25 protein-coding genes are annotated in these 25,815 nt (G+C 67.0%); 3 read left to right on the top strand and 22 right to left on the bottom strand.

Annotated elements, in window-relative coordinates:
* Positions 1–401: 401 nt before the first annotated feature.
* Complete coding sequence (gene murA, locus C8K36_RS22220) at positions 402–1,673, bottom strand: UDP-N-acetylglucosamine 1-carboxyvinyltransferase (RefSeq protein WP_107987027.1); 1,272 nt, start codon at positions 1,671–1,673, stop codon at positions 402–404.
* Positions 1,674–1,728: 55 nt separating this feature from the next.
* Between murA and C8K36_RS22215 the strand changes: the two genes are divergently transcribed.
* Positions 1,729–2,304, top strand: a complete 576-nt coding sequence (locus C8K36_RS22215; RefSeq protein WP_107987025.1) for a cob(I)yrinic acid a,c-diamide adenosyltransferase — start codon at positions 1,729–1,731, stop codon at positions 2,302–2,304.
* Between the two features lie 60 nt (positions 2,305–2,364).
* Here C8K36_RS22215 and C8K36_RS22210 read toward each other — a convergent pair whose 3' ends face one another.
* The 13 genes from C8K36_RS22210 to prmC all read right to left on the bottom strand — a co-directional run bounded on the left by C8K36_RS22210 (position 2,365) and on the right by prmC (position 13,624).
* Positions 2,365–2,787 (bottom strand): DUF2550 domain-containing protein, encoded by a 423-nt coding sequence (locus tag C8K36_RS22210; RefSeq protein ID WP_107987083.1) that lies wholly within the window; start codon positions 2,785–2,787, stop codon positions 2,365–2,367.
* A 48-nt stretch (positions 2,788–2,835) separates the two neighbouring features.
* Entirely contained in the window at positions 2,836–3,204 is a 369-nt protein-coding gene (locus tag C8K36_RS22205) for a F0F1 ATP synthase subunit epsilon (RefSeq protein ID WP_107987023.1), read from the bottom strand.
* A gap of 6 nt (positions 3,205–3,210) precedes the next feature.
* Positions 3,211–4,659, bottom strand: a complete 1,449-nt coding sequence (gene atpD / locus C8K36_RS22200; protein ID WP_107987021.1) for a F0F1 ATP synthase subunit beta — start codon at positions 4,657–4,659, stop codon at positions 3,211–3,213.
* Positions 4,660–4,662: 3 nt separating this feature from the next.
* A complete protein-coding gene (locus C8K36_RS22195) occupies positions 4,663–5,643 on the bottom strand; it encodes a F0F1 ATP synthase subunit gamma (protein ID WP_107987019.1) in 981 nt (326 codons plus the stop codon).
* A gap of 48 nt (positions 5,644–5,691) precedes the next feature.
* Complete coding sequence (atpA, locus tag C8K36_RS22190) at positions 5,692–7,335, bottom strand: F0F1 ATP synthase subunit alpha (protein ID WP_107987017.1); 1,644 nt, start codon at positions 7,333–7,335, stop codon at positions 5,692–5,694.
* 61 nt (positions 7,336–7,396) lie between these two features.
* Positions 7,397–8,221, bottom strand: coding sequence for a F0F1 ATP synthase subunit delta (locus C8K36_RS22185; protein WP_107987081.1), 825 nt, complete (start codon positions 8,219–8,221; stop codon positions 7,397–7,399).
* 5 nt (positions 8,222–8,226) lie between these two features.
* Positions 8,227–8,790 carry a F0F1 ATP synthase subunit B gene (locus C8K36_RS22180; RefSeq protein WP_107987015.1) on the bottom strand — a complete coding sequence of 188 codons (564 nt, stop codon included), beginning with the start codon at positions 8,788–8,790 and terminating at the stop codon, positions 8,227–8,229.
* 9 nt (positions 8,791–8,799) lie between these two features.
* Positions 8,800–9,051, bottom strand: a complete 252-nt coding sequence (locus C8K36_RS22175) for an ATP synthase F0 subunit C (RefSeq protein WP_005514006.1) — start codon at positions 9,049–9,051, stop codon at positions 8,800–8,802.
* A 71-nt stretch (positions 9,052–9,122) separates the two neighbouring features.
* Entirely contained in the window at positions 9,123–9,971 is an 849-nt protein-coding gene (gene atpB, locus C8K36_RS22170) for a F0F1 ATP synthase subunit A (protein WP_107987013.1), read from the bottom strand.
* 327 nt (positions 9,972–10,298) lie between these two features.
* The gene (locus C8K36_RS22165; RefSeq protein ID WP_107987011.1) at positions 10,299–10,751 is read right to left on the bottom strand and encodes a hypothetical protein; all 453 of its coding nucleotides are present in this window, start codon (positions 10,749–10,751) and stop codon (positions 10,299–10,301) included.
* Between the two features lie 41 nt (positions 10,752–10,792).
* Positions 10,793–11,974 carry an MraY family glycosyltransferase gene (locus C8K36_RS22160; RefSeq protein WP_107987009.1) on the bottom strand — a complete coding sequence of 394 codons (1,182 nt, stop codon included), beginning with the start codon at positions 11,972–11,974 and terminating at the stop codon, positions 10,793–10,795.
* A 63-nt stretch (positions 11,975–12,037) separates the two neighbouring features.
* Positions 12,038–12,697, bottom strand: coding sequence for an L-threonylcarbamoyladenylate synthase (locus C8K36_RS22155; RefSeq protein WP_107987007.1), 660 nt, complete (start codon positions 12,695–12,697; stop codon positions 12,038–12,040).
* 33 nt (positions 12,698–12,730) lie between these two features.
* Positions 12,731–13,624: a peptide chain release factor N(5)-glutamine methyltransferase gene (gene prmC / locus C8K36_RS22150; protein ID WP_107987005.1), complete on the bottom strand. Its 894-nt coding sequence runs from the start codon at positions 13,622–13,624 to the stop codon at positions 12,731–12,733.
* 141 nt (positions 13,625–13,765) lie between these two features.
* Between prmC and C8K36_RS22145 the strand changes: the two genes are divergently transcribed.
* Positions 13,766–14,173, top strand: coding sequence for an amidohydrolase (locus C8K36_RS22145; protein WP_107987003.1), 408 nt, complete (start codon positions 13,766–13,768; stop codon positions 14,171–14,173).
* A gap of 12 nt (positions 14,174–14,185) precedes the next feature.
* Here C8K36_RS22145 and prfA read toward each other — a convergent pair whose 3' ends face one another.
* The 8 genes from prfA to argS form a co-directional block, all read right to left on the bottom strand.
* A complete protein-coding gene (prfA, locus tag C8K36_RS22140; RefSeq protein WP_107987079.1) occupies positions 14,186–15,265 on the bottom strand; it encodes a peptide chain release factor 1 in 1,080 nt (359 codons plus the stop codon).
* Between the two features lie 150 nt (positions 15,266–15,415).
* Positions 15,416–15,649, bottom strand: a complete 234-nt coding sequence (gene rpmE / locus C8K36_RS22135; protein WP_107987001.1) for a 50S ribosomal protein L31 — start codon at positions 15,647–15,649, stop codon at positions 15,416–15,418.
* A gap of 209 nt (positions 15,650–15,858) precedes the next feature.
* A complete protein-coding gene (gene rho / locus C8K36_RS22130) occupies positions 15,859–17,958 on the bottom strand; it encodes a transcription termination factor Rho (protein WP_107986999.1) in 2,100 nt (699 codons plus the stop codon).
* 328 nt (positions 17,959–18,286) lie between these two features.
* The gene (gene thrB, locus C8K36_RS22125; RefSeq protein ID WP_107987077.1) at positions 18,287–19,219 is read right to left on the bottom strand and encodes a homoserine kinase; all 933 of its coding nucleotides are present in this window, start codon (positions 19,217–19,219) and stop codon (positions 18,287–18,289) included.
* A gap of 35 nt (positions 19,220–19,254) precedes the next feature.
* Complete coding sequence (gene thrC, locus C8K36_RS22120) at positions 19,255–20,358, bottom strand: threonine synthase (RefSeq protein ID WP_107986997.1); 1,104 nt, start codon at positions 20,356–20,358, stop codon at positions 19,255–19,257.
* Positions 20,355–21,668 (bottom strand): homoserine dehydrogenase, encoded by a 1,314-nt coding sequence (locus tag C8K36_RS22115; protein ID WP_107986995.1) that lies wholly within the window; start codon positions 21,666–21,668, stop codon positions 20,355–20,357. Before C8K36_RS22115 ends, thrC begins: the two co-directional genes overlap by 4 nt.
* Entirely contained in the window at positions 21,665–23,086 is a 1,422-nt protein-coding gene (gene lysA, locus C8K36_RS22110) for a diaminopimelate decarboxylase (RefSeq protein WP_107986993.1), read from the bottom strand. Before lysA ends, C8K36_RS22115 begins: the two co-directional genes overlap by 4 nt.
* Positions 23,083–24,735, bottom strand: coding sequence for an arginine--tRNA ligase (gene argS, locus C8K36_RS22105; protein WP_107986991.1), 1,653 nt, complete (start codon positions 24,733–24,735; stop codon positions 23,083–23,085). The genes lysA and argS overlap by 4 nt, the downstream gene beginning before the upstream one ends.
* A 168-nt stretch (positions 24,736–24,903) precedes the next feature.
* On the opposite strand from argS, the gene C8K36_RS22100 reads away from it, so the two are divergent.
* Positions 24,904–25,815 carry a DUF3105 domain-containing protein gene (locus C8K36_RS22100; protein WP_107986989.1) on the top strand — a complete coding sequence of 304 codons (912 nt, stop codon included), beginning with the start codon at positions 24,904–24,906 and terminating at the stop codon, positions 25,813–25,815.

The raw sequence follows: 25,815 nt of genomic DNA, 5'->3' as shown, positions 1-25,815 counted from the left end.
CACACTGTTGAGTTCTCAAAGAACACGCGCACACCATCACTCGAAACCCTAAGATTTCTCGCTCCGGGGCAACCGTTCCAGCCTAACCCGATCCCACACCGGAAGCAAATCCGACACTTTCTCGGCCACCCGAAGGCGCTCCACAACTCTACACGAGAGAAGAAAAGCAACTTCCGGGAGTATCAGGCGTTCCCCGTACAACCTCGTTTTCCCTCGCTGACCTGTGAAGATCGCGTCCGGGTCGGTGTCCGTGTCGCTCTGACCTGGACTAAGTTACGCGAGCATGAACAGAGCGTCAAACTTCCTGGTCGGAAGCGTTCGTGTGGGCGTTTCCGCAGGTCGCAATGCTCGAATCGATGCAATTCCGACCCGAAGTCGAATTGTGACGCCCCGCACACCTGCTATTCGGGGGCTTGATCATCCGCAACTCGGCGAATGTCGCCGCCCAGTCCGACCAGGTCCTCTACGAATCGCGGGTAGCCACGATCGATGTGGTAGACGTCGTGCACCTCGGTGATCCCGTCAGCCACCAGGCCCGCGAGGACCAATCCTGCGCCGGCGCGGATGTCGGAGGACCACACCGGGGCACTCGACAGTTCAGGTACACCGCGTACCACCGCGTGATGACCGTCGGTTCGAGCGTCGGCGCCCAAACGGATCATCTCCTCGACGAAACGGAACCGTGCCTCGAACACGTTCTCGGTGATCATCGATGTGCCCTCCGCGATGGCCGCGAGGCCGATCGCCATGGGCTGCAGGTCCGTCGGGAATCCCGGGTACGGAAGGGTTGCGAAGTTGACGGCCTGTGGGCGGCCCTCCTGCACGACCCGGAAGCCGTCCACCTCGACAGTGATCTGCGAACCGGCGGAGCGCAGCTTGTCGAGCACCAAGCTCAGGTGCTTCGGATTCACACCCCGCACGACGACGTCGCCCCGAGTCATCGCCGCAGCGATCCCCCAGGTGGCTGCGACGATCCGGTCACCGATCACTCGATGAGAGGTCGGCTGCAGTCGGTCGACGCCGCGGATCGTCAGCGTCGTCGATCCGGCGCCGCCGATCTTCGCGCCCATCCGGATCAGCATGTTGCACAGATCCACGATCTCCGGCTCGCGGGCCGCGTTGTCGATGACCGTCTCCCCTCTGGCCAGCACTGCAGCCATCAGGATGTTCTCGGTCGCACCGACAGACGGGAAGGCGAGCCGGATGTTCGCACCGTGCAGGTCATCCGCCTCTGCCACGACACAACCGTGCTCGATCTCGCTGTGCGCGCCCAGCAGTCGTAGTCCCGACTGATGCATGTCGAGGGGGCGCGAACCGATTGCATCGCCACCGGGAAGCGCGACGACCGCCTTCCGGCATCGCGCGACCAGCGGGCCGAGGACACACACCGAGGCTCGGAACTGCCGCACTGCCGCGAAGTCCGCGTGGAACTTGGGTTGGGCGGGCGTCGTGATCCTGGCGACGTCCCCATCCAGGGACACCTCGCAACCGAGACCACGCAACACGTCCGCCATCAGGGGAACATCAAGGATGTCGGGGCAGTTCTCGATGACCGTCGTGCCTTCGGCCAGAAGCGCCGCGGCCATCAGTTTCAGGACGCTGTTCTTCGCACCGCCCACTGCCACCTCACCGACGAGTCGGTTCCCACCAGCGACAAGAAAGCGTTCACTCACAGTCGCACAGCCTAGCCAGCACAACACCGGACCTGCTGGGCGGTACCGTTGCTCCATGGCTGTTCACTTGACGCGGATCTACACCCGGACCGGCGACGACGGCACCACCGGGCTCAGCGACTTCTCCCGCGTGTCGAAGAATGATCCCCGGCTCATCGCCTACGCGGACTGCGACGAAACGAACGCGAGCATCGGCGTCGCCCTCGCCCTGGGCGCGCCTCCCGAGGAGATCGTCGATGTCCTCCGCCAGATCCAGAACGACCTGTTCGACGCGGGCGCGGATCTTGCGACCCCGATCGTTGCGGACCCCAAGTACCCCCCACTCCGCGTCACGGACGCGTACATCGAACGCCTCGAGGGTTGGTGCGACGAATTCAACGAGCGGCTCGAACCGCTGCACTCGTTCATCCTGCCGGGAGGAACGCCCCTGGGTGCGCTGCTGCACGCGGCGCGAACGATCACTCGTCGTGCTGAGCGATCCGCGTGGGCGGCCACCGAAGCGAGCCCCGAGAACACGAGTTCACTGCCGGCGAAATACCTCAACCGCCTGTCGGATCTGTTGTTCATCGTCAGTCGCCTCGCCAACCCCGGCGGCGACGTTCTGTGGAAGCCAGGGGCCGGCAGCGCGTAGCACCGACCGAAACACGAAAGGGAGGCCCGAGGGCCTCCCTTTTCTATTCGCCACGATCCGTCAGGCGGGACGACCCCGCATCGAGCGTCCCGACGGCCTCGACTCGACCCACGAGAGAAAAGCCGTCAGTGCTCCGCGATCCAGAGCGATCTCATAGGTGTCGTCGCCATCCGAGATCTCCAGGATCACGATCTCGTCGGTCATGATGTCGTACTCGTTGCCGACAGGACCGCGCCTCGAACCGACTTCGATCCCCTGTCGGCTCATCCGCGTATCCGGACCCGGACGAAGACTCGACAGCTTGAAGAACACCAGCGAGCCCTCGCCGTACCTCACGACTCCGTGCCGCCAACCACTGCCGCCGGGCGCCGGCGTCACCCGCAGGATTGCTGCAGTACCGCCCCGCCGAAGAACGGTGAGCCGATACACGAAAGCCGCGACGAAGGCCGCGAGCAGCACAACCAGAATGATGAGAACAACCATCCCGATCGTCACTACTCGTGGGCTCCGTCGCGGCTCGTCGTGGACTGACTACGCGCGCTCGACCGCGCGCAGCTGACCCTTGGCGATCGCGATCGCCTCGAGATCTTCGGTGGTCTCCGCGAGCACGGCCTTGGCCGCCTCGACGTCGACATCCTGTGCCATGTCAGCAGACTCGGCAAGGATCGTCACCGTAGTAGCGGTCACCGAGAGGAAACCGCCGTGCACGGCCGCGACCACACGCTCGCCGTCGACGGTCGTGATCGAAACCACGCCGCCCTCGACGAGCTGGCCGAGGACCGGCTCGTGCCCGGGCATGACACCGATCTCACCCTCGGTCGTCTGGGCGCTGACCAGCTTCGCCGATCCCGACCAGAGTCGCTGCTCGACGGCAACGAGTTCAACGGTCATCTCAGCCATGTCGGTCTACTTCCCGGCGATCTTCTTGGCAGCGGCCTCGACGTCGTCGAGTCCACCGCAGCTGTTGAACGCCTGCTCCGGCAGGTGATCGAACTCGCCCTTGCAGACGCGGTCGAACGCCTCGATGGTGTCGCGCAGCGGCACGACCGAGCCGGGCTCACCGGTGAACTTCTCGGCGACGATGAAGTTCTGGCCGAGGAACTTCTGGATACGGCGCGCGCGGCCGACGAGGACCTTGTCCTCTTCCTGCAGCTCGTCCATACCGAGAATGGCGATGATGTCCTGCAGCTCCTTGTACTTCTGCAGGATCCGCTTGACCTCGTTCGCGACGCGGAAGTGCTCGGCACCGACGATGCCGGGCTCCAGGATGCGCGAGGTCGACGTCAGCGGGTCCACAGCGGGGTAGATACCCATCTGCGAAATCGGACGCGAGAGCTCGGTGGTCGCATCGAGGTGCGCGAAGGTGGTGGCCGGCGCCGGGTCGGTGTAGTCGTCGGCGGGGACGTAGATCGCCTGCAGCGAGGTGATCGAGCGACCACGGGTCGAGGTGATGCGCTCCTGGAGCTCACCCATCTCGTCGGCCAGCGTCGGCTGGTAACCCACGGCCGAAGGCATACGACCCAGCAGGGTCGAAACCTCGGAACCGGCCTGGGTGAACCGGAAGATGTTGTCGATGAACAGCAGAACGTCCTGGCCCTGGACGTCGCGGAAGTACTCCGCCATCGTCAGCGCGGACAGGGCGACGCGCATACGCGTTCCCGGCGGCTCATCCATCTGACCGAAGACAAGGGCCGTGTCCTGGAGGACGCCCATCTCTTCCATCTCGAGGTGAAGATCGGTGCCCTCACGGGTGCGCTCACCGACGCCTGCGAACACCGAGGTGCCGGAGAACTCGCGGGCGATACGGGTGATCATCTCCTGGATCAGAACGGTCTTGCCGACACCGGCACCACCGAACAGACCGATCTTGCCGCCCTTGACGTACGGGGTCAGCAGGTCGATGACCTTGATGCCGGTCTCGAGGATCTCGGTCTTGCCCTCGAGCTGGTCGAAGGCTGGGGGCTTGCGGTGGATGCCCCACTGCTCGCCGTCACGACCGGTGCCCGGAGCGTCGAGGCAGTCACCGAGGGCGTTGAACACGTGGCCCTTGACGACGTCACCGACGGGGACCGAGATCGGCTTGCCCGTGTCGTTCACTGCAGCGCCGCGGACCAGGCCGTCGGTCGGCTGCATCGAGACGGTGCGCACCAGGTTGTCACCCAGGTGCTGCGCAACCTCGAGGGTCAGCGTCTTCGCCACGGACGGGAGAGTGATCTCCGAGTGCAGGGCGTTGAACAGGTCGGGAACATGGCCGCGCGGGAACTCAACGTCCACAACGGGACCGATGACCCGCACGACCCGGCCGGACGTGGTGTCCGCGCCGTTCGCGTTGGTTTGGGTTACTGCTGCGGTCATGTGCTAGTCACTTCCTGCGCTCGAGGCCAGCGCATTCGCGCCACCGACGATCTCGCTGATTTCCTGGGTGATCTGGGCCTGGCGAGCCTGGTTTGCCTGACGGCTCAGGGTGTTCACCAGTTCGTTCGCATTATCCGTCGCGGCCTTCATGGCGGTACGACGGGCGGCAGACTCCGAGGCCGCGGAGTCCAGCAGCGCGGAGTAGATCCGCGTGCTGACGTACTTCGGGAGCAACGCCGACAGCAGCGTGCCGGCCTCGGGCTCGAAGTTGTACACCGCGGTCGGACCCGACTTGCCGTCGTGCTGACCGTTGGACAGCATGTCCTCGCCCAGCTCGATGTGCTCGTCGGTGTAGTCGACCTCGAGCGGAGCCATCCGCCGGACTTCCGGCTTCTGGGTGAGCATCGAGATGAAGCGGGTGTAGACGATGTGGAGCTCGTCGACGCCCTCGATCGTGCCCTCACCGTTCGGGGCCTCGACCTCGGAGCCGGAACCGGCCATGAACAGCTCGACCAGGTGGCGGCTCGCCTTGGCGGCATCCGCGTAACCGGGCTCCTGGGAGAAGCCGGTCCACGATCCGCCCACGTTCCGTCCACGGAAGGTGTAGTAGCCGAGTCCCTTGGCGCCGAGCACGTAGATCACCGGCTCCTTGCCCTCGGAGCGCAGCAGCTGGAACAGCTCCTCCGCCTCCTTGAGAGCGTTGGAGTTGTAACCGCCACACATACCGCGGTCACTGGTGACGACCAGAACCGCAGCGCGCTTCGGGTTGGTGCGCTCGTTCAGCAGCGGATGATCGAGCGACGCCGAAGCACTCGCCAGCTCGGAGAGCACCTTGGTGATCTCCTCCGCGTACGGCTTGGAGGCCGCGACTCGGGCCTGAGCCTTCGTGATACGCGAAGTGGCGATCAGTTCCTGCGCCTTGGTGATCTTCTTGGTCGAGTTGGTCGCCTTGATGCGAGAACGCAGTTCGCGGATGCTTGCCATCGGTCGATCACTCTCCCTTCGGGTGACGCTGTGTCATGAGGCCCACGCTCACTTGCTGACAGTGGTGCGCTTGACGGTGACCTTCTCCTGGCCGACCGCGGAAGCGTCGAGAGCCACAGCCTCGGCCTCGTTCACGACACGGCTGCCATCCGACGCGAGGAAGCCCTGCTTGAACTTGTCGGTCGCAGCCATGAGGGCCGTGATCGAATCCGCGTCGAGGGCCTTGCCGCCCTTGATCGCCTCGTAGACGCCGGCCGCGTTGCGGTGCAGGTCCTCGAGGAGCTCGGACTCGAAGCGACGCACGTCGCCGACGGGCACCGAGTCGAACACGCCCTCACCGGCGAGGTAGATCGAGACGATCTGATCCTCGACCGCGATCGGCGAGTACTGGTCCTGCTTGAGCAGCTCGACCAGACGCTGGCCGCGCTCGAGCTGTGCCTTCGACGCGGCGTCCAGGTCCGAAGCGAAGGCCGAGAAGGCCTCGAGCTCACGGAACTGAGCCAGCTCCAGACGCAGCGAACCGGAGACCTTCTTCATGCCCTTGGTCTGCGCGGCGCCACCGACTCGGGAAACCGAGATACCGACGTTGATCGCGGGGCGGATGCCCTTGTTGAACAGGTCGGACTCGAGGAAGACCTGGCCGTCGGTGATCGAGATGACGTTGGTCGGGATGTACGCGGAGACGTCGTTGGCCTTCGTCTCGACGATCGGCAGAGCCGTCAGCGAACCGCCACCGAGCTCATCGGACAGCTTCGCCGAACGCTCCAGCAGACGGGAGTGCAAGTAGAAGACGTCACCCGGGTAAGCCTCACGTCCCGGCGGACGACGCAGCAGCAGCGAGATGGCGCGGTACGCCTCGGCCTGCTTGGTCAGGTCGTCGAACACGACGAGGACGTGCTTGCCCTGGTACATCCAGTGCTGGCCGATGGCCGAACCGGTGTACGGGGCCAGCCACTTGAAGCCGGCGGAGTCGGAAGCCGGGGCGGCGACGATGGTGGTGTACTCCATCGCGCCCTGCTCCTCGAGCGCCTGCTTCACGCCGGCGATGGTGGAGCCCTTCTGGCCGATCGCGACGTAGATGCAGCGAACCTGCTGCTTCGGGTCGCCGGTCGCCCAGTTCGCCTTCTGGTTCAGGATGGCGTCGACGCAGACCGCGGTCTTGCCGGTCTTGCGGTCACCGATGATGAGCTGACGCTGGCCACGGCCGATCGGGGTCATGGCGTCGATGGCCTTGATACCCGTCTGCAGCGGCTCCTCGACGGGCTGACGCTCGAGCACCGAGGCGGCCTGCAGCTCGAGAGCGCGGGTCTCGGTGGTCTCGATGTCGCCGAGGCCGTCGATCGGACGACCCAGCGGGTCCACGACACGACCCAGGTAGCCGTCGCCGACCGGCACCGACAGAACGTCGCCCGTCCGCTTGACTTCCTGGCCCTCTTCGATGTGCTGGTAGTCGCCCAGGACGACTGCACCGATCTCGGTGGCGTCCAGGTTCAGCGCCACGCCGAGCACGCCGCCCGGGAACTCCAGCAGCTCGTTGGCCATCGCCGACGGCAGGCCGGTGATGTGAGCGATGCCGTCGCTGGTGTCGGACACCGTGCCGACCTCCTCGCGGGAGGCCTCCGGTGAGTAGCTCGCGGTGTAGTTCTCGATCGCGCTACGGATCTCGTCGGAGGAGATCGTCAGCTCCGCCATGTTTTTCCTGCTCTCGGTATCTGGTCTTCGAAAAGATCGGGAGTATGTGTTCGGTCGTCGGCTACTTGAAGGTCTTGCGCAGGGCAGCGAGGCGACCGGCCGCGCTCCCGTCGATGACCTCGTGGCCCACCCGGACGACCATGCCGCTGAGGAGAGCCGGTTCGACCTCCACGTGCACGGTGACGGGCTTGCCGTAGGTGCGGGTCAGCGTCGCCGCGAGCCGCTCGACCTGCTCGCTCGACAGCACAGCCGCGCTACGCACATGCGCCACGGCCTTGTCTCGCAGGGCCGCGGCCAGAGCCGACAGCTCGTCGAGTGCGTCCGCCGGGGCGGTACGCAGGCGACCCACTGCCTGGATGGCAAGAGCCTCCGTGATCGCGGTGACCTTGCCGTACAGCAGCTTCGACAGCAGCTCACGCTTGCCGGCGACGGGCGTCGAACGATCCGAAAGGACCTGCTCCAGCTGCGGATTACCCGCAACGATCCGGCCGAGGCGGAAAAGCTCGTCCTCGACCGTATCGCTCTGGTTCTGATCCGCCGCGGCACGGAGCAAGGACTCGCGTCCGACCGTGACCAGCGAGTTCAGCAGATCCGCCGTGGTCGACCAGTCCTGGCCCGCGGCGGCCTCGAGGGCTGCCAGCGCCTCGGCGCCGACCTTCCCCGAGAACACCTGGCGGGCCAGGCCCTGTCGACCAGCGGCAGGCGTGGACGCGTCGGCGAGCGCACTCCGGAGAGTGCGCTGGCCGTCGAGTACCTCGACCACCGAGAACAGCTCGGATCCGGCCTGCGCCGCAGCCGCAGTGGCCGCGCCGGGGGAAACCGAATCCAACGCCGCGGTGAGCGCAGAACGAGTCTGCGTCAGGGCTTCACGGCTCGCTGCGTACATGGTGCTCACTTTCCTGCTGCGGAATCGGCGCTGACCGCGTCCAGCTCGTTGAGGAAGCGATCGACCGTTCCGGCGCGCTTGACGTCGTCGGCGAGAGACTCCCCGATGACCTTCTCGGCCAGATCGACCGCGGTCTTACCGAGGTCGGCCCGCAGCTCGGTCACGATCTGCTGCCGCTGAGCGACGAGCTGGCTGTGACCGGCGGCGACGATGCGGTCGCTCTCCTCCTGGGCCTGCGCCTTCATCTCGGAGATGATCTGCTGGCCCTGAGTGCGTGCTTCCTCGCGGATCTGGGCGGCTTCGGTGCGAGCCTCGGCGAGCTGGGCGTGGTACTGCTCCAGCGCTGCCTTGGCCTCGGCCTGAGCCTCTTCGGCCCGCTTGATGCCGCCGTCGATCTGCTCGGTGCGCTCGGCGAGAACCTTCTGGAACATCGGAAGGACGAACTTCCAGAAGACGAACCCGACGACCACCAGGGCAACGATCGACCAAGTGATGTCATACGTCGCGGGCAGGAGGGGGTTGTGTGTCTCCCCCTCGGCCGCCGCGAGCAATGCGATGGTGGTTGACATGGTGTGTTCTTAGAAGATGAAGCCGGCGACGAGGCCGATCAGCGCCAGGGCCTCGGTGAATGCAATACCGAGGAACATCGTGGTGCGAACCTGGCCGGCCATCTCGGGCTGACGGACCATGCCCTCGATCGCCTTGCCGACGACGATGCCCACGCCGATGCCGGGGCCGATGGCCGCGAGGCCGTAGCCGACTGCACCGAGACCCTTGAAAGTGGTCTCTTCCTGCGCGAGGACCTCGACTGCCTGAAGCGCAACGCTCATTTGGTGTTCCGTTCCCTTTCTGTTGCCCACTGCCGGACGGCGAGTGGGGCAGGTCTAACGATGTGAGTTGGTCAGTGCGAGTCGGCGTGGAGCGCCAAATCGATGTACACGGCGGTGAGCAGCGCGAAGACGTATGCCTGCAGACCGATCACCAGGAGTTCGAAGAACGTCATGGCGACGCCGGCGATGATCGACGGCACGCCGAAGATCGCCTGGAACCCTCCGGAGGTGAAGAAGAAGTACTGCGTAGCGCTGAAGAACAGCACGAGCAGGATGTGGCCGGCCAGCATGTTGGCCATGAGTCGCACCATCAGCGTGAACGGCCGGAGCACGAACGTCGAGAGGAACTCGATCGGGATCAGCAGGAAGTGCAGCGGAAGCGGCACACCCGGAACCACGACGCTCGACTTCACGTACTTGAAGAAGCCGTACTTCTTGATGCCCACGTAGTTGAACGTGATGTAGGCCAGTGCCGCAAGCACGAGCGGCATGCCGATGCGCGCGTTCGGCGAGATGTTCAGGAAGGGCGTGATACTCGCGATGTTGCTGGCCAGCACGATGAAGAAGATGGTCGTGATGACCGGCAGGAAGCGCTTGCCCTGCTCCTTGCCCAGGATCTCTTCCGCGATGTTGATCCGCACGAAATCGAGCGCATACTCGCCGACGTTCTGGACACCGCGCGGAACGATCTTCGGGCTGCGCATCGCGATGATGAAGAACACTGCCACCAGCGCCGACATCAACAGACGGATCAGCATCAGACGGTCGAGTTCGAAGATGGTGCCCTCGAACAGCACTGCGGGCGGGTAGAAATCATCGAGTGACGGCGGATGGTATTCATCCGCGGCCATGAAGGTGACGCTCAGCGGTCTCTCCCGTAGTCGGCCGCAGGCATCCCTGTCTGCGGTTCGATCGGACATTGACGATCTAACAAGTCGACCAGGTCGGCTCGCGTATTCGTCAGCAGCTGGAGACTCGGGCGAACCGGTCCTGGCGTCTGTCGGTGTCGGCGACTGTCGTCGACTCGGCAACGGGAGGCTGGTTCCGCCCGAATCTGAAATCCGGACAACTCCGACAACCTCTGTCACCTGCAAGCGCTACCGGGACGCCAAGCCATCTGGACTTTCCCGGCGTCTGCACACTCGCTTGGCCCAGAGACTATCAAGACATCTACGACGTTGTGTAGATGGGGTACCCCTTCGGTCGCCGGAACCGGCTCCCGAATCTTCGGAGCGGGGCGTGGCGCCCTATTCTTCGTCCCGTTCGGCGGGCGTGACGTACGGAACCTTCGTCTGAAGCACGCCGTACGTTTCCGCACCCAACACGATGACGAGCGACAGCACGATGACGATCACCATCGCCTGCTTGTTGTAGAAGTCCAGCGGATCGAGGACAGCCAGCACGACGATTGCCAGGATCATCTTGAGCAGCCAGCTGCCGAGAAGCACCGCACCGGCCGTGACGGCCGGCAGCTTGGCCGTGAACAGCACGACCAGCATTGTGCAGAGGATGAAGCCGCCACCGACGGCTGCGCCGATCAGCGCACCCCACAGGCCGGCCACACCAGCGGCCAGGCTCGCGATGATCACGCCACCGACGGCCAGCACCAGCAAACCGAGTAGTCCGTAGCGAAGGCCGCTGCGGAGCGCTGCGGTGGGATCGGCCGAATAGGGCTTTGGGGTCGAAGTCACGCAACCCAGGTTAGAGGAACACCGGCAGCGCCCCTCTGCCCCTGCCCCGGCTACCGGCGGTTACCCTGGCGCAACCCACGCCAGGACGGCACCGCGGTGACCACCAGCGCGAATACCAGACCGCCCGCCACGAGGAGCACGACGACCCGTCGATCGATCAGCGAGGAACCGACCGCGCCGAATGCGAGAACGGCGACCCACAAGTAGATGAGCAGGACCACCCGGCGGTGCGAATGGCCTATCTGCAGGAGCCGATGGTGCAGGTGCATCTTGTCCGGGCTGAAGGGGCTCACTCCCGCGCGCGTTCGCCGAACGATCGCGAGGAGCAGGTCCAGGATCGGGATGAACATCACGGCGCCGACCAGCAGCAGCGGCGACAGCAGGCCGAGTAGATCGCGGGATCCGTACGCGGTGAAGCTGATCCGCCCGGATGCGCTGGTGGACACGGCAGCCAGGGTCAGCCCGATGAGCATCGACCCGGAGTCCCCCATGAAGATGCGGGCGGGCTGGAAGTTGTGCGGCAGGAACCCGAGGCACGCACCGGCGAGCGCCGCGGCGATCATCGCAGGGGGGTACACGCTGACGTCGCCGCCCTGATCGTGCAGAAGCCCCACCGAGAACGCGCAGATGGCGAGCGAGGCGATCAGCCCGAGACCGGCGGCGAGACCGTCGAGCCCGTCGACGAAGTTCATCGCGTTGATCATCACGACGGTGACCCCGACCGTGACCAGGCCCGCTTGGAGTTGGTCGAGGATCACCGTGCTGCTCTCGCCGAACGGCAACGGAATGAGGTACCAGCTGACCCCCATGACGACGAGAATCCCCGCCGCGGTCACCTGCCCCACGAACTTGGTGAGGGCGTCGAGCCCCCAACGGTCGTCGATCACACCGACCAGCACGATCACGAACCCCGCCACGAGAACCGCAGTGATGTCCTGCGAGAACTCGAATCCTCGGGCCAGCGCAGGGAGCTGGCCCGCGAAAAGGAGCGCGACGAGCATGCCGGCGTACATTCCGATGCCGCCGAGCCGCGGGGTCGGTTCGACGTGGACGTCGCGGTCACGTGGGACCGCGACGGCGCCGAACCGGATCGCGAGCTTGCGGACCGCACCCGTCCCGAGGAACGTGACCACGGCGGCCGTCAACATCACGAGCAGCAGCTCGCGCAACGGCACGCCCGCACCGTTGCCTGCCTGGGCGAGCGCCAAGGCCGCCGTATCCGCAGAACTCACTTCGTCGACGCTACCGGCCGAGCGGCCTGGAGCCGGGATTGATCAGGACGAGTCCCATCACCGTCAGGCCCTTCCCAGCAGGCTTTCCACAGCGACGCCGAGCGCCTCGGCGACGTCGGCGGTCGCCACTGCGCCTTCGCGCAGGATCCGAGGCTCGTCACCGGTGAGGTCGACGATCGTGGACGCCACCGCATGAGTCGCCGGACCACCGTCGAGATAGACGCTGGCAGCGCCGCCCAATTGGTCGCGGGCCTCGTCGACCGTCGTCGCCGGCGGACGTCCGGAGATGTTGGCGCTCGACACCGCCATCGGTCCGACGTCACGCAGCAGCTCGAGGGCGACGGGGTGGAGCGGCATCCGGAGCATGACCGTGCCACGGCTGTCGCCGAGATCCCATGCGAGCGAAGGCGCTTGCTGCACAACGATGCTCAGTCCACCCGGCCAGAACGCCTTGATCAGATCCCGCGCCTGCGGGCGGACGGAGTACACGAGTCCGTCGATCGTGTTCCAGGAGCCCACCAAGACGGGCACCGGCATGTCCCGACCCCGCCCCTTGGCCCGCAGGAGGCTCGCCACGGCGTCGCCGTCGAACGCGTCCGCGCCGAGACCGTAGACGGTGTCCGTGGGGAGGACCACGAGACGGCCTGCCTTGAGCGAGTTCTTCGCAGCGGTCAGTCCGGCTTCACGATTGTCGGGTTGCTTGCAGTCGTAGACAGTGCTCACTCCCCCATCCTTTCACTCACGCCACAGGCCTCCTCACCGTGCCGCCTCGACATCGGTCGCCACGCGGTGCGCCACGACGAATCGGGGCCGACCCGCGAGGTCGGGGTGTTCCACGACATGGTCGAAGACGCGGCGCGCTCGGAACAACTCCGCCACCTGGCCGCCGTTGCTGTCGTCGTGCTCGACGCCCACCGCCCCACCGATCCGCAGCCAGCGGGCGATGTTGTTGACCATCGGCTTGATCACCGACAGACCGTCGGCACCGCCGAACAGAGCGGTGTGCGGATCGTGGTCTGCCACCTCGGGTTCGAGGACCGCGCCCTCCGGAATGTACGGCGGATTCGAGACGATGAGATCGACGCCGCCTTCGAGCTCGGTGAACAGGGCGCGATCGGTCACGTCACCCTGGACCAGGTTGATCGGGGTATCACCGGCCTCGCTCCTGCGGTCCGCGTTGCGGCGCGCCCACGCGAGGGCCTGCGACTGCAGTTCGACCGCATGCACGACCGCATCAGGGCGCGCGTGCGCGATCGCGAGCGCAAGCGCGCCCGTACCCGTGCACAGATCCAGGACGACGGGTGCCCGCAGGCCGCTCGCCTCGAGGTGCGCGAGCGCCCATGCCAGCAGGAGTTCGGTCTCAGGTCGAGGGACGAAGACACCCGGCCCCACCTCGAGCGAGACATTGCCCATCGCAGTGGATCCCGTGATGTATTGCAGCGGGATACGCTCCGCCCGACGGGCAACGAGCTTGCGGTATTCGTCGACGACGGGCGGGTCGACCAACGGCACCAGCCCCAGCCGGGTCCGCTCCACGCCGAGCAGGTGCGCAGCCAGAAGTTCGGCGTCCACTCGCGCCGAGGGCACACCCGCGCGCTCCAACTCTGCAGCTGCCTCGATGATGGCCAGGCGGATGGGTTGTCGACTCACGGGCTACAGCCTGCCACGTCAGTCACGGACAGAACACGGATAGGTGCCGGACAGCTTGCGTTCGGCGTTTCCTCCGTCTTGCGGAGATAGAATACGACCGGTCTGGACACCGCCGGACCGAGGTCGGACGAAGGAACGTTCATGTTCTCCGCCACAGCGGCGCGCGTACTCACCGCCGCAACAATCACGACAGTTGCCGCCGTCATCGGCCCCACGCTCGCGTACGCCGCCCCTTTCGACGTGCAGCCGGCACCTGCGATCTGCCCCGGCGGGATGGGCGTCGCCGACGCCACTCCCCTGCCCGGTGGACGGCTCTCGATCAGTGTCGACGATCCCCCGCCCGCGGGTGGGGGCAGGGTCGTGTGGGTCAACAACTCCACCGGCGCCAACGGCATCGCGACACTGACGAACAACGACAGCCGCGCCGAATTCGTCGCCGAGACCGGTCCGGGCGCCGTGGTCACCGTGCTCGACGGCGTCTACACCAACCGTGCCGGCCAGCCTTGTGTGCTGGCACAGGGTGGAGTCACCACCACCGTCGTGAGCTGACCGGCGCGCGGGCTACTCGGCTGCGAGGCGTGCTTCGCGGTCGGCCTTGGCGAGCGCGTCGAGCAGCGCGTCCATGTCGCCGTCGAGCACCGCGTCGAGGTTGTGTGCCTTGAAACCGATGCGGTGATCGGTGATCCGGTTCTCGGGGAAGTTGTACGTGCGGATTCGCTCGGAACGGTCGACCGTGCGGACCTGGCTCTGACGTCCGGCCGACGCCTCCGCGTCCGCAGCCTCCTCGGCTGCAGCCTGCAGTCGGGCCGCGAGGACCTGCATCGCACGCGCCTTGTTCTGCAGCTGTGAGCGCTCGTTCTGGCAGGTCACGACGATACCGGTGGGCAGGTGGGTGATCCGGACAGCGGAGTCGGTGGTGTTGACACCCTGACCGCCCTTGCCGGACGAGCGGTAGACGTCGATGCGCAGATCGGTCTCGTCGATCTGCACCTCCTCGACCTCCTCCGGCTCCGGGTAGATGAGCACACCGGCAGCGGAAGTATGGACACGGCCCTGCGACTCGGTGACGGGGACGCGCTGCACACGGTGGACGCCGCCCTCGAACTTCAGTCGCGACCAGACACCGTCCCGGGCGTCGCCCTTCGACTTGATCGAGATCGTGGCGTCCTTGTATCCACCGAGGTCGGAGACGTTGGCATCGAGGATCTCGACGCGCCAGCCGGCACGCTCGGCGAAACGGACATACATGCGGGCCAGATCGGACGCGAACAGCGCGGACTCCTCGCCGCCCTCGCCAGACTTGAGCTCGAGAACCACGTCGTCGCCGTCATGCGGATCTCGCGGAGCCAGCAGGTCGGTGAGAGTCTTCTCGAGCTCGATCACCGTCGCTTCGAGGCCTGGGATCTCGGCGGCGAAGGCCGAGTCATCCGCAGCAAGCTCCCGGGCGGCGTCGAGATCGTCCTGCGCCGACTGGAGCTTCGCGTACGTCGCCATGACCGGGGCCAACTCGGCGAAGCGCTTACCTGCCTTGCGCGCGGCTGCCGGATCGTTGTGCAGTGCCGGATCGGAGAGTTGCTGCTCGAGGCCCGCGTGCTCGGCCAGGATGTCGTCGATCGCCGACGGCTGCGTCGTCCCTGCCATGGGTTGACTCCACATCTGTTTCGCGTATTGCGCACCTATCGATGTTTCGGGGCCTCCCGAATCACTGCAAGTGCGCGAAACGTGACTGGAAGGGGTACAAAAAAGCCGACGCCCGGCCTGCGAATCGCAGGACGGGCGTCGGCGGGACAGCTACTGGTCGGCAGCGGCCTTCGAGCCGGCACGCTTGCCGTAACGAGCCTCGAAGCGAGCCACGCGGCCGCCGGTGTCGAGGATCTTCTGCTTGCCGGTGTAGAACGGGTGGCACTGCGAGCAAACCTCGACGTTGATACGTCCGCTGGTCGCGGTGCTGTGAGTCTCGAACGTGTTGCCACAACCGCACACGACGGTGGTTGCAACGTACTCGGGATGGATTCCTGCCTTCATGGTGTCCCTTTCGATGGCCGCCGGGTCGCCCTCGCCGTTCGAGGCCGTGAACCGGAACCGGACATGATTGTCACGCGACCGCCCATTCTGCCAGAGGCGGACGCATCTTCATAAACGCGCCCCCGGGCCGAATGATTCCCCGCAGATGCGTGTCGTCCCCGCTGCGCGAGGCGCAGCGGGGACGAAGCAAACGACAGAGCGCCCGTAGATCAGTCGTCCAAGGCGCCGGGTGCAGTCTTCGAGACCTGCATCAGGAACTCGATGTTGCTCTTGCTCTTCCTGAGCCGGTCCACGAGCAGGTCGATCGCCTGATGCGTGTCCAGACCGGACAGCACGCGACGCAGCTTGTGCACGACAGCGAACTCGTCCGGGCTCATGAGGAGCTCGTCCTTACGGGTACTCGACAGGTTGACGTCGACAGCCGGGAACACCCGCCGTTCGGCGATCTTGCGGTCGAGCTTGAGCTCGGCGTTGCCGGTGCCCTTGAACTCCTCGAAGATCACCGTGTCGCCGGTGGAACCGGTCTCCACGAGCGCGGAGGCGATGATCGTCAGCGAGCCACCGTTCTCGATGTTGCGCGCCGCGCCGAGGAAACGCTTGGGCGGGTACAGCGCCGTCGAGTCGACGCCACCGGACAGGATGCGTCCGGACGCCGGCGACGAGTTGTTGTAGGCGCGGCCGAGTCGGGTGATCGAGTCGAGCAGCACGACGACGTCACGACCCGCTTCCACGAGACGCTTCGCACGCTCGATGGCCAACTCGGCGACCGACGTGTGATCGGCCGGCGGACGGTCGAACGTCGAGGCGATGACCTCGCCGTTCACCGAACGCGTCATGTCGGTGACCTCTTCGGGACGCTCGTCGACCAGGACGACCATGAGGTAGCACTCGGGGTTGTTCACCGTGATCGCGTTCGCGATGTCCTGCAGGACCGTGGTCTTACCGGCCTTCGGCGGCGACACGATGAGGGCACGCTGACCCTTGCCGATCGGCATGACCAGGTCGATGACGCGGGTGGTCAGGATGTTCGGCGTGGTTTCGAGACGCAGGCGCTGGTTCGGGTACAGCGGCGTGAGCTTGTTGAACTCAGGACGCTTGCGCGCGGCCTCGACGTCGCCGCCGTTGACGGTGTCGAGACGCACCAGCGGGTTGAACTTCTGGCGCTGGCTGCTCTGCTGCTCTCCTTCGCGCGGAACCCGGACTGCGCCGGTGATCGCGTCACCGCGGCGCAGGCCGTTCTTGCGAACGAGATTCATCGAGACGTAGACGTCGTTCGAGCCGGCCAGGTAGCCGGAAGTGCGCACGAACGCGTAGTTGTCGAGGACGTCGAGAATGCCGGCGACCGGCTGCAGGACGTCGTCCTCCCGGAGCTCGGGTTCGCGGCCCTCACGGACCTCGCCGCCCTCGCCACGGTCGCGTCCGCGACGGCGCTCGCGGAAACGACGGCCACGACGTCCGCGGCCATCCTCGTCATCAGCGTCCCGGCGCTCGCCACGGCCTTCGCCGCGGGGTCCGTTGCCGCCCTGCGAACGATCGCCGCCCTGGGCCCGATCTCCGCGCTCTCCGCGCTCGCCACGATCGCCGCCCTGGGAACGATCGCCACGTTCGCCACGATCTCCGCCCTGCGACCGATCACCACGCTCACGACGTCCGCCGCGCTCGCCACGTTCCTCGGCAGGCTGGTCCTTGCCCTGCTCACGCGACTCGTCCGGCTTCCCGGAACCCTCGCTCTGCTTGGCAGGCTTGGTCTCCGCGGGAGCCGTCTTGGTCTCGGCGGGAGCCGTCTTGATCTCTGCGGGAGCCGCCTCGGTCGAGGGGGCTGCTCCGGCATCGATCGCCTCGGGAGAACCGGCACGACGCGAGGAACCCCGACGCTGTCGGCTACGACGGCTGCCCTGCTCGGCCTCGCCTGTCTCACCTGCTGAGGAAGCCTCGGCGGCTGCCGGGGCCTCGGACTCGGGCCGGGCTGCGGCACGCTCCTTGCGCGGAGCGGGCGCCTCGGCCGGAGAAGACGCAGCGGCATTGGCCGCGCCGCCACCCTGGCGCTCCTTGATCGCGGCGATCAGGTCGCCCTTACGCATGCCGGAGGTGCCCTTGATTCCGAGTTCACCCGCGAGCGAACGAAGCTCGGCGAGCACCATGCCGGACAGTCCTGCGCTGCGTCGGGCGTCGGCGCGGTTGGTGGACGCAGCGACCGCGCCTCCGCGCGACTCGCCGTCCGAAGTCTGTGGAGAATTGCCCGCCCGGGTACCCGCGGCCTCTGCCGAGGAATCTTGAACAGGCGTGGCAATCAGGTCCGTATCGGTCACGGAGGTCCTTTCCTTCCCTCGCTCGCGTCGCGCAAAGCCGAGGGTTCGTCCCGCAATTCAGTTGACTGACTGAACTCGGATGTGCCGTATCCGCTGGATGGAATTCCGGCCTTGTCCCCCATCACATCACCCGAGAAGGCGGGTGCTGTCGATCGATCAGCGCCGAGGAAATCGCGTGAGGATCATGCCAGGTATACCCCGAAGAAATGGAGTGAGTGCCCTGGTAAAGCACCGGCGTCTGAAGCGCACGATGTACGGACACGCCCAGGATAGCGGCGAATGCCTCACTCGGCAAGAACCGAGCAGTAACTATCCTGGGCGAGTTCCGTCAGTTGACCTGAACGCCGTCCGCGACCTCGAGTTCGAGCACGCGCAGGCCGCTGTCCTCGGCCTCACGGCGCAGCGCATCCGGGAACGCCCGGTCGGACAGCGCGAGCACCGTCGGTCCGGCGCCCGACACCGTCGCGGCGATGCCCGCGTCGCGTAGCTTGCCGATCCATGTGGTGGTGAGCGGGAGGGCCGGGGCACGCTGCGCCTGGTGCAGCTTGTCCTCGGTTGCCGTCATCAGCAGGTCGGGCCGCTGTGTGAGCGCGACGACGGCGAGCGCGCCGCGGCTCACGTTGAACGCCGCGTCCCGGTGCGGAACCGTCTCGGGAAGCAGGCCACGAGTGAGCGCCGTCGAGGAACGCTCCGACGGCACGAGCGCTACGACGCGGACGTCGGGGTGCACCGGCAGTCGGACGGCGTTGTACCGGTGCTGCGCCGTGTCGTCCGCGCCGGGCTCGCTCCATGACACGACTGCGCCACCGAGCACGCTCGCGGCGGCATTGTCGGGATGTCCCTCGAACTCCGACGACAGCTGGACCAGCTGCGCATCGGTCAGTGCCAGCTCCGGCGCGGCCTTGAGAGCCAGCCCGTTGGCCGCGGCCAGACCACCCACGGCAGCGGACGCGGACGAACCGAGACCACGGGAATGAGGAATGGCGTTACGGCACACCACATCCAGTCCGTCGGCCCACAGGCCCGCAGCCTCGAGGCCCCGTTCGATAGCGCGGACCACCAGGTGCGAGGGACCCCACGGGACGTCGTCGGCGCCCTCCCCCTCGACCCGGATCGTCAGACCCGAATCGGTGGTGGTGACGGTGATCTCGTCGTACAGGCCGAGAGCCAGACCCAGCGTGTCGAAGCCCGGGCCGAGGTTGGCGCTCGACGCGGGGACGCGCGCGGTCACGGTGAGCCCGGCCGGAAGGGTCTGTGTCATCGTCTGGTCCACTGCCGTGTCCGGAGCCGCGGTCACTATGCCAGCTCGAGCGCCGCGGCCACGGCGACCGGGTCGACCGGGATCGGCTGGACGACGGGCATGCCGGCGAGGGCGGTGTCCGGGTCCTTGAGGCCGTTACCGGTCACGGTGCACACGACGGTCAGGCCCGAGTCCAGCCAGCCTTCCTTGCGGGCGGCGAGCAGGCCCGCGACGCTGGCGGCCGATGCGGGCTCGACGAAGACACCCTCGGTCTTGGCGATCAGACGGTAGGCCTCGAGGATCTCCTCGTCGGTGGCGGCGCGGAACGCACCGTTCGACTCTTCCTTGGCGGCGACGGCCCCGTCCCACGACGCGGGTGCGCCGATGCGGATCGCGGTCGCGATGGTCTCGGGATCCTTGACCGGGGCGCCGTGCACCAGCGGCGCGGCACCGGCGGCCTGGACGCCGAGCATGCGCGGGCGCACCGAGGTGATGCCGTCGGCGAAGTACTCGGAGTAGCCGCGCCAGTATGCGGTGATGTTGCCGGCATTGCCGACGGGCAGCGCGTGCACGTCGGGGGCCTTGCCCAGGGCGTCGCAGATCTCGAAGGCCGCGGTCTTCTGGCCCTCGATCCGGACCGGGTTGACCGAGTTGACCAGACCGATGGTCGGGAACTCGGCGGTGGTCTTCCGCGCCAACTCCAGGCAATCGTCGAAGTTGCCCTGCACCTGGATGATTCGCGCACCGTGCATGACGGCCTGGGCGAGCTTGCCCATCGCGATCTTGCCCTGCGGCACCAGCACCGCGCAGCCCATACCTGCCTTGGCGGCGTACGCCGCGGCGGAGGCGGAGGTGTTGCCGGTGGAGGCACACAGCACGGCCTGCTGACCGCGGGCGAGGGCGTCGGTGACGGCCATCGTCATGCCGCGGTCCTTGAAGGAACCGGTGGGGTTGAGACCCTCGACCTTGAGGTACACGTCGCAGCCGGTGAGCTCCGACAGGTGTGCGGCGGGCAGCAGCGGCGTGCCACCCTCCCGCAGCGTGACGGTCTTCCAGTTCGGTCCGATCGCGAGCCGGTCGCGGTAGGCCTCGATCAGTCCCGGCCACGGGGTGTGGACGGGGGACGTCTTGGTCACGGCCTTGGCGTTGGCGCCGGTCATTCGGAGGTACCTTCCAGTCGGAGCACGCTGGTCACAGCGGTTACAGATTCGAGTTCGGCAAGGGCGGCAACCGTTTCCGCCAGCGCCGCGTCGTTGGCGAGATGGGTGACGACTACCAGACGGGCGCCGTCGCCGGCGCCTTCCTGCCGAACGGTGGAGATGCTGACGCCGCGGTTGGCGAACTCGGCGGAGACCGCCGACAGCACGCCGGCACGATCGGCCACCTGCATGTTCACGTAGTAGCGGGTCGGGATGTCACCCATCGGCGCGATCGGCAGCTTCGCGTACTTGGACTCGCGCGGCCCACGGCCACCGTGGACCTTGTTGCGGGCCGCCATGACGAGGTCGCCCATGACGGCCGACGCGGTGGGGGCACCGCCCGCACCCTGTCCGTAGAACATCAGGCGGCCGGCGTTCGCCGACTCGACGACGACAGCGTTGTACGCACCGTTGACCCCGGCGAGCGGGTGCTCACGCGGGACCAGGGCCGGGTACACGCGGGCGGAGACACGCTCGCCGCCGTCCGCATCGACGATCCGCTCGCAGATCGACAGCAGCTTGATCGTGCAGTCCAGCGACTTGGCGGCGTCGAGGTCGTCGGACGTGATCTTCGAGATGCCCTCGCGGTATACATCGCCCGCGGTGACCCGCGTGTGGAACGCGATCGACGCGAGGATCGCGGCCTTCGAGGCAGCGTCGAAGCCCTCGACGTCGGCCGTCGGATCCGCCTCGGCGTAGCCCAGGCGGCCGGCCTCGGCGAGCGTCTCGCCGTAGTCGGCGCCGGTCTCGTCCATCGCCGAGAGGATGAAGTTGGTGGTGCCGTTGACGATGCCGAGGACACGGTCCACGCGATCACCGGCGAGCGACTGCGTCAACGGGCGGATCACCGGGATCGCACCGGCCACCGAAGCCTCGAAGTACAGGTCCACGCTCTGACGCTCTGCGGCCTCGGCGAGCTCGCCCGTGTACTCCGCGAGCAGCGCCTTGTTGGCGGTCACCACGGACTTGCCCGCGTTGAGCGCCGCGAGCACGAGCTTGCGCGGCAACTCGATGCCACCGATGACCTCGACGACGACATCGACGTCGTCTCGGGTCACCAGCGACTCGGCGTCCGTCGTGAGCAGTTCCGGCGGCAGGCCGCGGTCACCGTCGATGCGGCGGACCGCGACACCGCGCAGCTCCAGCCGCGCGCCGACTCGGGCCTCCAGGTCGGTCGAGTGCTCACGGATGATGCGAGCCACCTCGCTGCCCACGGTCCCGAGGCCGAGAACAGCCACCCCGATGGCGCGCTGCGCCGATTCGCTGGTCACTCCGAAACCTCCAAGCTGAGCAGATCTTCCACAGTTTCCCTACGCAAGATTAGGCGTGAGGCGCCGTCTCGCACTGCCACCACCGCAGGACGGGTGAGCAGGTTGTACCGGCTGGACATCGAATAGCAGTATGCGCCCGTCGCGGCGACGGCGAGCAAATCTCCTGGACCTAGATCATCCGGCATCCAGGCATCGCGGATGACGATGTCGCCACTCTCACAGTGCTTACCCACCACACGCGAGACGACCGGCGCGCCGGCGCTGTCCCGCGAGACGAGGCGGGCGTCGTATTCGGCCTGGTAGAGCGACGTACGAATGTTGTCACTCATGCCGCCGTCGACGCTGATGTACCGCCGCGTCGCGCCACCGTCGAGGGTGACGTCCTTGATCGTGCCCACCTCGTACAGCGTCACGGTCCCGGGGCCGGCGATGGCGCGGCCGGGCTCGACCATGAGGGTCGGCACCGGCAGATTCGCCGCTGCGGACTCGGTGGCCACGATGTGCGCCAGCTTGGCCGCGAGCTCGTCGACCGGCGGCGGATTGTCGCTGGACAGGTACGAGATCCCGAGACCGCCGCCGAGGTCGACGATCGACACCTGCGACGTCTTCTCGGCGCCGAAGCGGTCGACGATCTGCCGCATGAGCCCGATGACGCGGTGCGCGGCCAGCTCGAAGCCGTCGACCTCGAAGATCTGCGAACCGATGTGGCTGTGCAAACCCACGAGGCGGAGGTTGCCGGTCGCGAAGACACGCTCGACGGCCTCCATGGCCTTACCGCCGGACAGGGAGAAGCCGAACTTCTGGTCCTCGTGGGCGGTCGCGATGAACTCGTGCGTGTGGGCCTCGACACCGACGGTGATGCGGATCAGGACGTCCTGCACGACGCCGAGTCGCGCGGCGACCTCGTCGAGCCGGTCGATCTCGACCATCGAGTCGAGCACGATGTGGCCGACGCCGGCGGCGACTGCGGTGTCGAGTTCGGCGACAGACTTGTTGTTGCCGTGCATCGTGATGCGTTCGGCCGGGAAGTCCGCGTGCAGCGCGACGGCCAGTTCACCCCCCGACGCGACGTCCATCGACAGGCCCTCGTCGCGCACCCAGCGCGCGATCTCGGCGGACAGGAACGCCTTCGACGCGTAGTGCACCCGATCGGCACCGCCGAAGGCGCGCGCCATCTCGCGGCAGCGGGACCGGAAGTCGTCCTCGTCCACCACGAACAGCGGCGTGCCGTACTTCTCGGCCAGTTCGGTCACCGGGACACCGGCGATACGGACGACACCGTCGGCGCCGCGCTCCGCGCTGCGTGGCCACACCTTTTCGGGCAGCGTCGTCATCTCCGACGGCGCTGCGGGGCGCGGCGGCAGTCCGGGGGCGTGCTGGATCTCGGCGTGCCGGGGGCCGGCGGGGTGCGCGTTCACATCCGCTCCGGAGCGCTGACGCCGAGCAGCGCGAGGCCGTTGGCGAGGACCTGACGCGACGCGGCGCACAGTGCCAGACGCGCAGCGTGCAGCTCGCCAGCCTCCTCGTCGCCCTGAGGAAGGACGCGGCAGGCGTCGTAGAACCGGTGGTAGGTGCCGGCCAGCTCCTCGAGGTAGCGGGCGATGCGGTGCGGCTCGCGCAGGTCGGCCGCCTTCGCGACCACGCCCGGGTAGTCACCGATGGTCCGGATGAGATCGCCCTCGCGGTCGTGCGTGAGCAGGCCGAGGTTCGGGTTCTCCGCACTGAGCCCCAGGTCGGCGGCGTTGCGGGCGATCGAGCAGAGGCGCGCGTGGGCGTACTGCACGTAGTAGACGGGATTCTCGTTGGTGGTGCTGGCCCACAGCTCGAGATCGATGTCGATGCTCTGGTCCACCGACGAGCGCACCAGCGAGTAGCGGGCGGCGTCGACGCCGATCGACTCGACCAGATCGTCGAGCGTGATGACCGTGCCGGCACGCTTGCTCATCTTCACGGCGACGCCGCCGCGAACGAGGTTCACCATCTGGCCGATCATGACCTCGACGGTGTCGGGGTCGTCGCCGAACGCGGCCGCGGCGGCCTTGAGGCGGCCGATGTAGCCGTGGTGGTCGGCACCGAGCATGTAGATGCACAGGTCGAAGCCGCGGGCCCGCTTGTCCTGGAAGTAGGCGATGTCGCCGGCGATGTACGCGGCGTTGCCGTCCGACTTGATGACGACGCGATCCTTGTCGTCACCGAAGTCGGTGCTCTTGAGCCACCAGGCGCCGTCCTCGTGGTACAGGTTGCCGGAGCCCTTGAGGGTCTCGACGGCCTTCTCCACCGCACCGGACTCGAACAGCGAGTTCTCGTGGAAGTAGACGTCGAAATCGACGCCGAATTCGTGCAGCGTGCGCTTGATGTGCTCGAACATCAACTCGACGCCGATGGACCGGAAAGTCTCGTGCTGCTCGGTCTCGGGCAGGTCGAGAACGTCGGGGGCCTGCGTCTGGACCTCGGTGGCGATGTCGCCGATGTACGCACCGGCGTACCCGTCCTCGGGAGCGGGCTCACCCTTTGCCGCCGCGATCAGCGAGCGCGTGAAGCGGTCGATCTGGGCGCCGTGGTCGTTGAAGTAGTACTCACGGGTGACGTCGGCACCCTGCGTCGCCAGGATCCGGCCGAGTGCATCGCCGACGGCGGCCCAGCGAGTGCCACCGAGATGGATGGGTCCGGTGGGATTCGCGGAGACGAACTCCAGGTTGATGCGCTTGCCGGCGAGGGCGTCGCCGGCGCCGAACGTGCCGCCGGCTTCCAGAGCCTTCGCGACGATCGCGCCCTGCGCGTCGGCGGCGAGGCGAATGTTGAGGAAGCCGGGCCCGGCAACCTCGGCGGACTCGATTCCGGCGGACGCGGTCAGCGCCGCGGCGAGCCAGGTGGCGAGATCACGCGGATTCGTGCCGACCTTCTTGGCGAGCTGCATCGCCACATTCGTGGCATAGTCGCCGTGCTCGGGGTTGCGGGGACGCTCGACCGTCAGTGTCGCGGGCAGTACGGAAACGTCGAGTCCGTGCTCGGCGAGCACCTTCGCGGCGGTCCCTCGGAGCAGTTCGGCAAGGTCGGCTGGAGTCACAGGAGTTCATCTTATTGCCTGGATCAGCGCGCCGTTTACCCAGTATCACCCTCTCTCCAAGGATTCCCTCAGGGTCGGAACGTACAGTGGGGAAGCCTGAGGGGGACCGGGGAGGCTCCCGACCCTTCGGGGACGCCCTGTGTCCCATCACCGAAAGAGCACACATCGATGCCCAGCGGTTCGGAAAATCGCGGTCCCGGCAGTAACAAGACGGGGGCCAAGTCAGCCAAGGCGATCAAGGCAGCCAAGAAGAAGCAGGGCGGTGTGCCCGCTTCCACGCGCGGAGGCGGCGCGTCGCGTCAGATTCCCTGGCTGACCATCGGCGCAGTCGTCGTAGTCGTCGGGCTGATCGGCATTCTTGCCGTCAACATCGTCCCGAAGTACCAGGATCAGCAGGCGGTGGCGAAGTTCACCCCGTCGGAGTCGAATCAGGATCCGTCGACGGCGATCGACGGTGTCGTGAAGGTCGATTACCCGGCGGGCGTGCACGTCGAGTCGACCCAGCGGGTCGCGTACGACCAGACCCCGCCGTTCGGCGGTCCGCACGACTCCGTGTGGGCAACGTGCACCGGCACCGTGTACGCCGATCCGATCCGCACCGAGAACGCAGTGCACTCGCTCGAGCACGGCGCCGTCTGGATCGCGTACAACCCCGACAAGCTCGACGACGCCCAGCGCCAGCAGCTCGAGGAGCGCGCGAGCTCGCGCGACGGCTACATGCTGATGTCGCCGTACCCGGGCCTGGACTCGCCGATCTCGGTGCAGTCGTGGGGCCACCAGCTCAAGGTCGACAACGCCGACGACGAGCGCATCGACCAGTTCATCAAGGCGCTGCGCCTCAACCGCTACGCCTACCCCGAGGTCGGCGCCAGCTGCTCGACGATTCCCGGCTCCTTCGACCCGGCCAACCCGCCGGCGTTCGACGCGAGCGCCCCGGGCCCCGACGCGGTTCCGATGGACGGCGGTGGCATCACGCCGGACGCCAACGAGGTCGGCGGCGCGGCCGGCGTGCCGTCGGGTCTCCCGATGCCGACCGAGCTGCAGCAGGCTCCCGCGCCCGCTGCCGGCGGGAACGGCTGA

It is taken from the genome of Rhodococcus sp. OK519 (assembly GCF_003051005.1).
In the GTDB taxonomy this organism is placed as follows: domain Bacteria; phylum Actinomycetota; class Actinomycetes; order Mycobacteriales; family Mycobacteriaceae; genus Prescottella.
This window is presented reverse-complemented; position numbering and strand designations above follow the sequence as displayed.